An 11,356-nucleotide genomic window follows, 5' to 3' on the forward strand; every position below is an offset into this window, starting at 1 on the left:
AACCACAACCAATGAGACCATTTTTTAGTTTAAGCACTGTTGCTATTACGGCATTTTGTATTGCCAACATTTGGTTTCCATTAGGAAGCATTTCTATCATCTTTTGTATTGTTGCCATTGTATTTGCTGTTGTTCTATTTCGCCTGTCCAAAACAGCATTCAAGAAAAACTTACCCAAAGTATTAATTGGAATCAACATAATTCTTATTGGCGTTTTTTTACTAAAACCTGTGCTTTTTAAAGATGAAGTTCAAGTAGATGAAACCGTTGTAGAACAACGCAAGGAATTACAGATTGAAGCTCAAGATCAATTAAATACCTTAGAAGAAGAAGGGGTTTTGGATCAACTTGAAGAATTGAATGAAACCACTATAGATTCAACCGATGAAGCTGATACAGAAACCCCACAATTTGAAAGCGAAGCGGTAGAATTTGAGCAACCAACCTTTCAATAGGAAGAAGTAGGTAATTATTCGGTTACAAACCATATCTTATTTATATTTGCAGTCTTAAAAATTAAAACCAGATCATGGCAAAGAAACCGGGAATACCTAAAGGAACCAGAGATTTTTCACCAGTTGAGTTAGCAAAAAGAAATTACATTTTTGATACCATCAAAAAGCATTTTCAAGTATTTGGATTTCAACCGATAGAAACGCCTTCTTTTGAAAACTCTGATACTTTGATGGGGAAATACGGTGATGAAGGTGATCGTTTGATTTTTAAGATCTTAAATTCAGGTGATTATTTAAGAAAAGCCAACGAGGCCGATCTTACTGCAAAAGATTCTACCAAAGTTGCGGCACAAATTTCTGAAAAAGCATTGCGTTACGATCTTACGGTGCCATTTGCACGTTACGTGGTAATGCACCAAAACGAAATTGATTTCCCTTTCAAGCGTTTTCAAATTCAACCGGTTTGGCGTGCCGACCGTCCACAAAAAGGACGTTTCCGTGAATTTTTTCAATGTGATGCCGATGTGGTTGGTTCCAAATCATTATGGCAAGAAGTTGAATTTGTTCAACTATATGATGCCGTTTTTAATGATTTAGGTGTTGAAGGCGTTACCGTAAAAATGAACAACCGTAAAATTTTATCAGGTATTGCTGAAGTGATTGGCGCACAAGATAAATTAATCGACTTTACGGTTGCACTAGACAAACTAGATAAAATTGGTGAAGACGGCGTGAAAAAAGAAATGCTGGAAAAAGGCATTGCTGAAAGCGCCATTGAAAAAGTACAACCGCTTTTCAACTTTACCGGAACCAATACTGAAAAACTAGACAAACTAAAAGACTTGTTAGCAGCTTCTGAAACCGGAATGAAAGGTGTAGAAGAACTTGCTTTTATTATTGCGGCTATTGAAAATTTAGGTTTGCAACAAGCTAAACTTGATATTGATGTTACTTTAGCTCGTGGTTTGAACTACTACACCGGAGCTATTTTTGAAGTTGCTGCACCAGATACTGTAAAAATTGGTTCTATTGGTGGCGGTGGTCGTTATGATGATTTAACCGGTATTTTTGGTTTGAAAGACATTAGCGGTGTGGGTATTTCTTTTGGTTTAGATAGAATCTTCTTGGTACTGGAAGAACTGAATTTATTCCCGGAAACCGTAAACAACAACTTAGATGTATTGTTCATCAACTTCGGAGAAAACGAAGCTTTAGCTTCTTTCAAATTGATGCAACAATTGCGAAAAGCTGGTTACAAAGCAGATATGTACCCAGATGCTGCTAAACCTGCAAAGCAATTTAAATATGCCGACAAACGCGGTATTCCAAACGTAATTACCATTGGTTCTCAGGAATTAGCAGACGAAACTTTCACTTTGAAAAATATGAAGTCCGGAGAACAAAACACTTATAAATTCAACGAAATCTTATCCATATTTTAAGCAGTTAACTGCTTTAATTCAGTGAACGTTTTACCGGTGAACCCTTTTACAAATTTGTGTAAATGACTTTCATCGGTAAAACCAAACTCTAGTGCCAATTGCTTGGTGCTGTTGTAGCCGTGTTTTAAACGTTGTTCTAACAAATTATAACGGTATTGCTGAATGTAATTCTTTAAAGAAGTCCCTACTTTTTCTTTAAAAAAAGTACCTATATAATTAGGCGAATAGTGAAAATGCGCTGCAATTTGCTTTTGCGTGAGCATTTTTGGGTTGTATATATTCAGTTCTATATATTCCAGTAAATCTTCTGTAGTTTCTGCATTTTCAGAAGTAATCATTTTGGTTCCACAGCTATGTTTATTCCTCTTGATTACCAACATAATTGATTTGAATAATTGAAAAACAATCTTTTTACTTAGCACTTCATTCTTTTGATGTTCTTTTACAATCATGTTTAGCAATAAGGTGATCATTTCAATATCATCATCACTCTTTAATAAATCACCCGTTTTACTCGCTTTCAAGCTGATTATACTATCAATATCTTGATTCCATTCACTGGCATCTTCATTCTTAAACGTATCTAAATACAGCTTTGTAAATTTAAAATAAACAAACCGCGTTTTCTCATCAATCATAAATTCATGCTCATCTTCCGGTCCAAGTAAATACATACTTCCTTTACGATACGGCAGCAATCGTTTATTGATATGGTGCATGCCTTTACCTTCCACTATAAATATAAATTCATAGTGATTATGATTATGCAATGGATGTTGCCAAACCTCGGCAACAAAGTCGTTTATCACCAATCTATCAAACTGCTTGTATCGTTCCATAATGGCAATTTACAATAAATTCACAGATTTTTACAAGGTAGTTAACGGTATCTCTTTGTTTCTTTGATTAAAATTGAAGCTATGAAAGAAAAAGTAACTGCATACACGCTAGCCAGGCTCCCTATTGGCTTTAGTTTTCTAGGACATGGATTTATCCGAATTCCTAAATTACAACAATTTAGAGAAGGAATGATGAAAGGTTTTTCAGAAACTGCATTTCCATTGGCCATAGTACAACCCTTCGCATATTTACTTCCTTTTTTAGAACTTCTCTTGGGAATAACTCTAATTATTGGTTTTAAAATGAAAGCTTCTGCCGCCGTTGGAGTACTGCTAATTTGTACTCTCATTTTCGGAATGTCTTTTCAGGAAAATTGGAATGCCATCTTTATAGAAATGATGTACGGAGCATACTTAGCAGCCCTTTACTTGTTTGCAGATTACAACACGTTACTATTCACGAAGAAAAAATAAAAGCTATGAACTTACAATTAGAAGAAAAAACTGCATTGGTCACTGGATCTACTGCAGGAATAGGATACGCCATTGCTAAAGGTTTGGCAAAAGAGGGCGCTCACGTTATTATCAACGGAAGAAAAGCAGACGATGTTGCAGATCGAATTAAAGATTTAAAGAAAGAAACCGGAAATGAAGAAATTACCGGAATTGTGGCTGACTTTTCTAAAAAAGAAGATGTAGAAAACCTCATCACAGAAATTCCAGATGTTGATATCCTCATCAATAATGTTGGAATCTTCAATGAAGTAGATTTCGAAAATATCTCTGATGAAGAATGGTTCGAAATGTTTGAAGTAAACGTTATGAGCGGTGTTCGATTATCTCGCCACTATTTCCCTAGAATGATCAAGAAAAACGAAGGGAGAATCATTTTTATCTCTAGCGAATCTGCTCTAAACATCCCAACCGAAATGGTTCATTATGGTTTCAGTAAAACAGCACAACTGGCCATTTCCAGAGGTTTGGCAAGACTTTGTAAAGGAACCAATGTAACTGTGAACTCGGTTTTACCAGGACCTACCATGAGTAGATCTTTAGAACAAGATTTTGAAAAACAAACCAAAGAAAAAAATACCACTGTAGCAGCGCTTCAAAAAGAATTCTTTGAAAACAGAAGACCTACTTCTCTTTTACAAAGATTTGCCGCAACCGAAGAAGTTGCCAACATGGTCACCTACATTGCTAGTCCACTATCCTCGGCTACCAATGGAGACGCTTTACGAGTAGACGGTGGAGTTGCCAACTATATTGTTTAACCCAAAACCAAATGAGTATGAAAAAATTAATAGCCCTTTTTACGTTTTTCACTATATCTATGTCTTTTGCAAAAGACATAGAAACCATCAAGGTTAAAGACAATTTGTATATGGTTGGCGACCGCACCTACTCGCTTTTTTACATTACCAAAACAGGAGTGGTTGTAATAGATCCTTTAAATGAAAAACATGCCAAAGCTACCATGAAAGCTATCAAGAAAGTGACCGATTTACCGGTAACCCATCTTTTTTATAGCCACAATCATTGGGATCATATCAGTGGCGGAAAATTGTTTAAAGATCAAGGAGCTACCATTATTAGTCATATAAAAGCTAAAGAAACCATTGCACCAAACCCAAAAGTTATCATGCCAGATGAAACTTGGGAAGGCGAGTTCACTACATACACAATTGGTGGAAAAACAATGGAATTATACTTCTACGGAAGAAATCATGGCGATGGAATGACCACCTTTCGATTCCCCGAACACAATACCGTCTTCTCAATTGATCTGGTAGTACCCGATAGAGTTTTGTATGCTTATCTACCCGACGCTGATCCTTCCAACTGGGTTACCTCTTTAAAGAAAATAGATCAGTTGGAATTTGATACACTGCTTATGTCACATGTGAGAGCTGTAGGAAGTCGCAAAGATCTACACCTAATTCAAAATTACTTTAATGAATTGTACGCTGCCGTTCAAGCAGAATTGGATAAAGGAACCAATCTTTTTGAAATTCCAAATAAAGTAGAATTACCCAACTACAAACATTGGATGAATTATGAAGAATGGTTGCCCATGAATGTTTGGAGAATTCTTATGGAAAAATCCATAGGACAATAATAAAAATACATTTCCCCTAAAAACACAAAAAATGACAATAAACACAATTCGCACCGTATTACTAGGTTACGGTTTTTCTGGTAAAACTTTTTTTGCTCCATTTCTTGACGTTTCAGAAGGTTACCTTTTAAAAGGTGCTTGGGAACGCTCAAAAAAGAAAATTCAACATGATTATGACTATACGGAAAGTTATCCTTCGCTAGAAGCTGTTTTAGCAGATGATCAAGTAGATTTAGTTGTAGTTAACACACCCATTGACACCCATTTTGAATACGCCAAGAAAGTGTTAGAAGCCGGGAAACATGCTATTGTAGAAAAAGCTTTTACCAATACTGCTGAAGAAGCCAAAGAATTGCATTTGCTTGCAAAAAGCAAAGGTGTTCATCTATTTGTTTTCCAAAACAGAAGATACGATTCCGATTTTAAAACAGCCCAAAAAGTGCTGGAAATGGATAAACTTGGAGAATTGGTAGAAGCTACCATTTCGTATGACTTTTTTGTTCCAAACGTTCGTGGCGATGTGCATACCGAACATCCTAAAAGCGGTGGAGAATACAACAATCGTGGTTCACATATCACAGATCAGGCAGTGAATTTATTTGGAATTCCAGATGCTGTTTTGGCAGATTTTGCAGCGCTACGTAAAGATTCTCCTGTTGAAGATTACTTTTTAGCTACGCTGATATATCCTGATAAAAGAGTCAAATTAAGAGCCAAAGATATTTCTCTGGAACACGAATACGGCTACGTTTTTCATGGCCGTAACGGATCTTATTTGCAAGACCGAACAGATATCCAAGAAGACAGACTTATTGCAGGTGCAATTCCAAGTAGAGAAGATTGGGTGAACCATAAAGATCACAAAGACGGAAAATTAAGTTTTTTAGAAGATGGTGATAAAATCACAGAATTTATCAAAAGTGAAGAAGGAAATTACTTTGAATATTTTGATGCTGTTTATCAAACCATCATTAATAATGCACCTTCACCAGTATCTGGCTGGGACGGTTACAGAACCATGACGGTTATGGACGCCGTGAGAAAAAGTGCCGAAGAAGGAAAAATTATCAACATAAAATATGAAGATATTGAAAAGTAACTTTTTCATAGCCCAGATACTATATTTAGTGAGTTTTGTGTCCCACGCACAAGAACTCACTAATAGTATCTACAATGAATCGCTATTGAAGAAAATCAGAATTGCAGCGAACTCAGTTCCAGGAGAAAAAGCTGAAAGTTTACATTATATAAAGTTTGCGGAAAGTCCAAGAACGTTCAGTGCAACCATCGAAGGCGGAGATGAAACCCCATACATACAAGCACGAACGGCGTATCAGCTTGTTTTCGCAGATGGCTATATTATGATTGATGCTGGAATGGATAAAGAAGTGCATCAATTCTTTGGTCATGGAAAACAACAGCCTTATTTCTCTAAGAAAAATGACAGCATTCAACTCGCTTTAAAAGGTGCAAAAAAAATCATTATCACACATGAACATGGTGACCATGTAGCAGGTGTTTTACGATCTGAATTTTACAGTGATATAGCTCCAAAAACTATGCTCACCAGGCAAATGATAACTACGCTTTTGAACAAACCTCAAATGCCCGAACTACAAATGAAAGCTTCTCAACTTACCGATTTTACATTGGTAGATTTTGAAGACATTTTACCCGTAGCACCAGGAGTTGTTCTAATCAAAGCGCCGGGGCATACACCGGGGGAAATCATGATATACATTCAATTTAAAGACGGAAAAGAATACATAGTAACCGGTGATGTTAGCTGGAGTTACGCTGGAATTCAAGAGAAAAAACAAAAACCAAAAAGTCAGCGTGATCGTATTGGAGAAGATGCCACTATGATTCAGTTTGAACTGGATTGGCTCAACCTACTTCCAAGTAAGGAAGGGATTCAACTCATTGTGAATCACGATGACATTATTCAACCACAATTGGTAAAAAAAGGAATTTTAAAAGAAGGATTAATCATCACTAAATAGTAAAATCATGAAAAAAATAAAAATTGGAAATACCGATCTAGAAGTAGCTCCTATCAACTTGGGAGGAAATGTATTTGGTTGGACTTTAGACGAAAAAAAATCATTTGAAATCTTAGATGCATTTACAGCAAAAGGCTTCAATTTTATTGATACTGCCGATATGTATTCGTATTGGGTAGACGGAGGCGAAGGCGGACAGTCTGAAACTATTCTAGGAAAATGGATGAAAGAGCGAGGCAATCGTAAAGATATTGTTTTGGCTACCAAAGTAGGTGGAGAAACAGGAACTCACCCTGTGGACACTAGCAAAAAGCATATTTTAGAAGCGGTTGACAAATCATTACAACGTCTTCAAACAGATCATATTGATTTGTATTATACCCATTTTGATGACGAAAAAACACCTGTTGAAGAAACCTTAGAAGCTTATGATGAAATTATCAAAGCAGGTAAAGTACGCTATATTGCTGCCTCTAATATTTCTCCAGAACGTTTAGAAGCTTCCTTTGCTGCTTCAGAAAAAAATGGTCTACCAAAATACGAAGCATTGCAACCGCATTATAATTTAATGGAACGTGAAGGTTACGAAAGTAATTATGCGGCCTTAGCAAAGAAATACAATCTAACAGTGTTCCCTTACTGGTCTTTAGCAGCCGGTTTTTTAACGGGTAAGTACCGTTCCAAAGAAGATTTAAACAAAAGTGTACGTGGAGGAAGCGTAGAAAAATACTTAACAGACAAAGGTTTGGGTGTTATTGCTGCTTTGGATAAGGTAGCCGAAAAACATAATACTTCTCAAGCAACTGTTTCTTTAGCTTGGCTTTTAGCACAACCACAAATTGGAGCACCAATTGCAAGTGCTACCAGCGAAAGTCAATTACAAACATTATTCAATGCACCAGAATTACAGTTGGACGCTGAAGATTTAGCCTTATTAAACAATGCTAGTAAATAATTAATTTCAAAAACTCCGATGCCTTAATCCGTATCGGAGTTTTATTTTTAACTAAATCATATACTTTTTGAATAGAAAATCGCTCATCATAGCACTTATTGTTGGTGGTACTTTCTTTATGGAAAATTTAGACAGTACCGCAATTACAACCGCAATACCTAAAATGGCACAGGATTTTAGTGTAGATCCGGTAACCATGAGCATGGGTATTACTTCTTACGTGATTATGTTGGCGGTTTTCATTCCTATTAGCGGATGGTTTGCAGAACGGTTTGGAACCCGAAATATTTTCAGTATCGCTATTGCAGGTTTTACCATAAGCTCAGCGCTTTGTGGATTATCCTATTCCTTACCATTATTCATTGGAGCCAGAATTCTTCAGGGAATTTTTGGAGCCTTAATGGTTCCGGTTGGTCGATTAGCAGTATTAAGCAATACCGAAAAGAAAGATTTGGTAACAACCATCGCTTATTTAAGTTGGCCCGGATTGGCAGGTCCTATTTGTGGCCCTTTTCTAGGTGGATTTTTTACTACATATTTCACTTGGCATTGGATATTTTTTGTGAATGTTCCGCTAGGTATTATTGCCATTTTCCTTACTTATAAATACATTCCTAAAAGCAATCATCATTACAAACGCAAATTTGATTGGGTTGGCTTTTTACTTAGTGGAATAGGTCTACTAGCTTTAATGATTGGTGTAGAAATTACCAGCGAAACCAATGTAAATATTCCTGTGGCTTTATCGCTTATTGCTGTTGCGCTACTACTCATCGGCATTTCTGTTTGGCATTCATTCAGAATTCAACATCCTATTATTGATTATGCCGTAATGAAGGTAAGAACTTATAAAGTAATTGTTACCTCTGGTACCGTAACCAAAATAGTTATCAATACCGCACCCTATGTATTGCCATTGTTTTTTCAGATTGGATTTGGATTATCGGCCTTTAATGCTGGTTTGTTATACATGGCTAGTATGGTAGGAAATTTGGCTATGAAACCTGCCACCATATGGATTACTCGTAAATTCAACTTTAAAGCAGTACTCATTGTAAACGGATTATTACTAGCCTTGGCAGTATTTTTACAATCGTTCTTACAACCAGATACTCCCTATTGGTTAATGGCAACTTTGTTGTTTTTTTCCGGTCTAACGCGTTCAATGCAATTTAGTAGTATGAATGCACTTGCCTATGCTGACATTGATGCGGAAGAAATGAGCAATGCTAATACACTAAACAGTACTTTACGACAAGTAGCTTTGGCAGCTGGAATTTCAATTGGTGCTTTACTTTTGCATCTTTCAGCTAATTACCACGGAAATGGCTCTAATTATCAAGTGGAAGACTTTCAGTTAACGCTACAAATTATTGCCATTATTGGTGTGCTCGCTATCTACGACTTCTTCACCATCAAAAAAACAGATGCACTAAATGTGCGCAACAAAAAAGCATAACATGAAAAACACCAAACATACCGCATTAATTGTTGGAGCAAACGGAATACAAAAGCAATTTAAAAAATGAAATTAGCAACTATTAGCTGGACGTTTGGTCTGGATGATTTAGACGAATTATTTAGTAAAGTAAAAGAAATTGGTTACACAGGATTACAGTTTTGTGGTGACTTTAAAAAATACAATGCCAAGGATGTAGTAGCAAAATCAAAAGCATATGGCATAGAATTAACCAGTTATGATCCGCTTAGTTGTAAACCTGATACCGATGAAGATGCTACTCTAAAAAACTCAGTAGCTTTCTATAAAAAAGTAATTGACTATGCTATTGAGTTGGACGTTCCTATGAGCACATTACAAGGTTTATCTTTCTGGACAAAAAATCAAGCTAGCTACGAGGCTGCCATGCAACAAATTGGCGAAGCTGTAAAACAGTTAAGTGAATATGCCAAAGGAAAGGATATTCTACTTTCTTACGAAGCTTGTTGCCATTACGAAGTACCACAAGGACAAACCGCTGCAGAACTTCTAGAAATTTATGAGGCTGCAGGAAGTCCTAGCAACGTAAAACTTGTCTTAGACAGTTTTCATATGAACATTACAGAGAAAGATTTGATATCGCCTATTCACAAAATTGGTGGTGATCTATTGTATAGTTACCACGTTTCAGATTCAGGAAGAGGCGGAATTGGTACTGGACATATTGATTATTTAGCTCAATTCAATGCACTAAAAGAAGTTGGTTTTGACGATTTATTGTGTTTTGAAATCGTAATTGCTGAATGTCGACCTTATAAATTACCCATGACAGATGCTCAAATGGAAGAATTTGTAAAACAATCCAAGTACAGCTTAAACATTTGGAAAACCATGATGAACGCATAACAAACTAAGAACAAATATGAACTCAAGAAGAAAATTTTTAACCAAATCGGCTTTGGCTTCTGCAGCCATTGCCGCCACTCCTTTAAGTGGATTTGCAAACGAGAAAGTTAGTTTTGAAACCAATACTCAACCACAAGGCTTGCCAAGAGCTGATGTAAAATTCCCATCAAAATATGGACTAGGAGGCGTTGCGCTAGGCAATGGTTTTCACGAAAATAGCAATGCTCGCATTACCGAAACTTTACAAGCCGCTTGGGATAGTAGTGTACGCTATTTTGATACATCTCCCTGGTACGGATTGGGATTAAGTGAACGTAGATTAGGACATTTTTTGTTTGAACAACCAAGAGACGAGTTTGTACTTTCTACTAAAGTGGGTCGTCTTATGGAACCCAATGATTCATTTACTCCAAATCCTGAATTGTTATGGAAAGGTCGTTTGAATTTCAAACATAAGTATGATTACACGGCATCGGGAGTTCGTAAATCGGTTGAAGACAGTTTACAGCGTATGGGACTTTCGTCTATTGATATTGTTTATGTACACGATTTATCTCCAGACAATGGCGACCTAGGTAAAAACTGGACAGAACAATTAGATATTGCCAAAAAAGGTGCTTTTCCTGAACTCACTAAAATGCGCGAAGAAGGCATTATCAAAGCTTGGGGAATGGGCGTAAATACTCCAGAGCCAATTTTAAAATGTTTAGAAGTTGCCGATCCCGATTTGATGTTAGTTGCTATTCAATATTCATTGGTTGAACATGAAAATGCAATGAACAAAGTGTTTCCGGCAATGGACAAAAACAATGTAAAAGCAGTTATCGGCGGACCATTAAATGCTGGATTTTTAGCAAACAGAGATCGTTTTAATTATGGAAATGATAAGCCTAAAAATCTTTTCAAAAAGCGCGAGCACATAAATGCTATTCTTAAAAACTACGACATAGATTTAGCTACAGTTGCCTTGAATTTCTGTGCGGCGCACCCAACAGTTGCTTCGGTAATTCCGGGAGCTAGCAAGGCTTCTCAGGTAACAGCGAATGTAAAATCATTCAATACAAAAGTTCCTGCAGATCTTTGGGATGAATTGAAAGAGGAGAAATTAATTGCTCCAAATGCGCCTGTACAATAATGGCTTTAACATCAGCTTAACGTTTCAACAATTGTAGGTACAACAATTGTTGTTACTTTTATTG

The 11,356-nt window shown here is 36.5% G+C and carries 12 protein-coding genes; 11 read left to right on the forward strand and 1 reads right to left on the reverse strand.

The window, feature by feature from the left end:
• Positions 1-11: 11 nt before the first annotated feature.
• Positions 12-455 (forward strand): hypothetical protein, encoded by a 444-nt coding sequence (locus tag BM383_RS06680; RefSeq protein WP_093024318.1) that lies wholly within the window; start codon positions 12-14, stop codon positions 453-455.
• 74 nt (positions 456-529) lie between these two features.
• Positions 530-1,897, forward strand: coding sequence for a histidine--tRNA ligase (hisS, locus tag BM383_RS06685; RefSeq protein ID WP_093024320.1), 1,368 nt, complete (start codon positions 530-532; stop codon positions 1,895-1,897).
• Here hisS and BM383_RS06690 read toward each other — a convergent pair.
• Positions 1,894-2,736, reverse strand: coding sequence for an AraC family transcriptional regulator (locus BM383_RS06690; protein ID WP_093024322.1), 843 nt, complete (start codon positions 2,734-2,736; stop codon positions 1,894-1,896). The genes hisS and BM383_RS06690 overlap by 4 nt on opposite strands.
• A gap of 81 nt (positions 2,737-2,817) precedes the next feature.
• Between BM383_RS06690 and BM383_RS06695 the strand changes: the two genes are divergently transcribed.
• The 9 genes from BM383_RS06695 (at position 2,818) to BM383_RS06735 (ending at position 11,292) form a co-directional block, all read left to right on the forward strand.
• On the forward strand, positions 2,818-3,210 hold the full coding sequence (locus tag BM383_RS06695; RefSeq protein WP_143106355.1) for a MauE/DoxX family redox-associated membrane protein: 393 nt from the start codon (positions 2,818-2,820) through the stop codon (positions 3,208-3,210).
• Positions 3,211-3,215: 5 nt separating this feature from the next.
• Entirely contained in the window at positions 3,216-4,010 is a 795-nt protein-coding gene (locus BM383_RS06700; protein ID WP_093024325.1) for an SDR family NAD(P)-dependent oxidoreductase, read from the forward strand.
• Between the two features lie 17 nt (positions 4,011-4,027).
• Positions 4,028-4,855, forward strand: a complete 828-nt coding sequence (locus tag BM383_RS06705; RefSeq protein WP_177229080.1) for an MBL fold metallo-hydrolase — start codon at positions 4,028-4,030, stop codon at positions 4,853-4,855.
• 31 nt (positions 4,856-4,886) lie between these two features.
• Positions 4,887-5,954, forward strand: a complete 1,068-nt coding sequence (locus tag BM383_RS06710; protein ID WP_093024328.1) for a Gfo/Idh/MocA family oxidoreductase — start codon at positions 4,887-4,889, stop codon at positions 5,952-5,954.
• Positions 5,935-6,858: an MBL fold metallo-hydrolase gene (locus BM383_RS06715; RefSeq protein ID WP_093024330.1), complete on the forward strand. Its 924-nt coding sequence runs from the start codon at positions 5,935-5,937 to the stop codon at positions 6,856-6,858. The genes BM383_RS06710 and BM383_RS06715 overlap by 20 nt, the downstream gene beginning before the upstream one ends.
• A 7-nt stretch (positions 6,859-6,865) precedes the next feature.
• Entirely contained in the window at positions 6,866-7,813 is a 948-nt protein-coding gene (locus tag BM383_RS06720) for an aldo/keto reductase (protein WP_093024332.1), read from the forward strand.
• A gap of 67 nt (positions 7,814-7,880) precedes the next feature.
• The gene (locus tag BM383_RS06725; RefSeq protein ID WP_093024334.1) at positions 7,881-9,272 is read left to right on the forward strand and encodes a DHA2 family efflux MFS transporter permease subunit; all 1,392 of its coding nucleotides are present in this window, start codon (positions 7,881-7,883) and stop codon (positions 9,270-9,272) included.
• Between the two features lie 66 nt (positions 9,273-9,338).
• Entirely contained in the window at positions 9,339-10,157 is an 819-nt protein-coding gene (locus BM383_RS06730; protein ID WP_093024336.1) for a sugar phosphate isomerase/epimerase family protein, read from the forward strand.
• Between the two features lie 16 nt (positions 10,158-10,173).
• Complete coding sequence (locus BM383_RS06735; RefSeq protein WP_093024338.1) at positions 10,174-11,292, forward strand: aldo/keto reductase; 1,119 nt, start codon at positions 10,174-10,176, stop codon at positions 11,290-11,292.
• The last annotated feature ends 64 nt before the right edge of the window (positions 11,293-11,356 follow it).

Source organism: Pustulibacterium marinum (genome assembly GCF_900116665.1).
In the GTDB taxonomy this organism is placed as follows: domain Bacteria; phylum Bacteroidota; class Bacteroidia; order Flavobacteriales; family Flavobacteriaceae; genus Pustulibacterium; species Pustulibacterium marinum.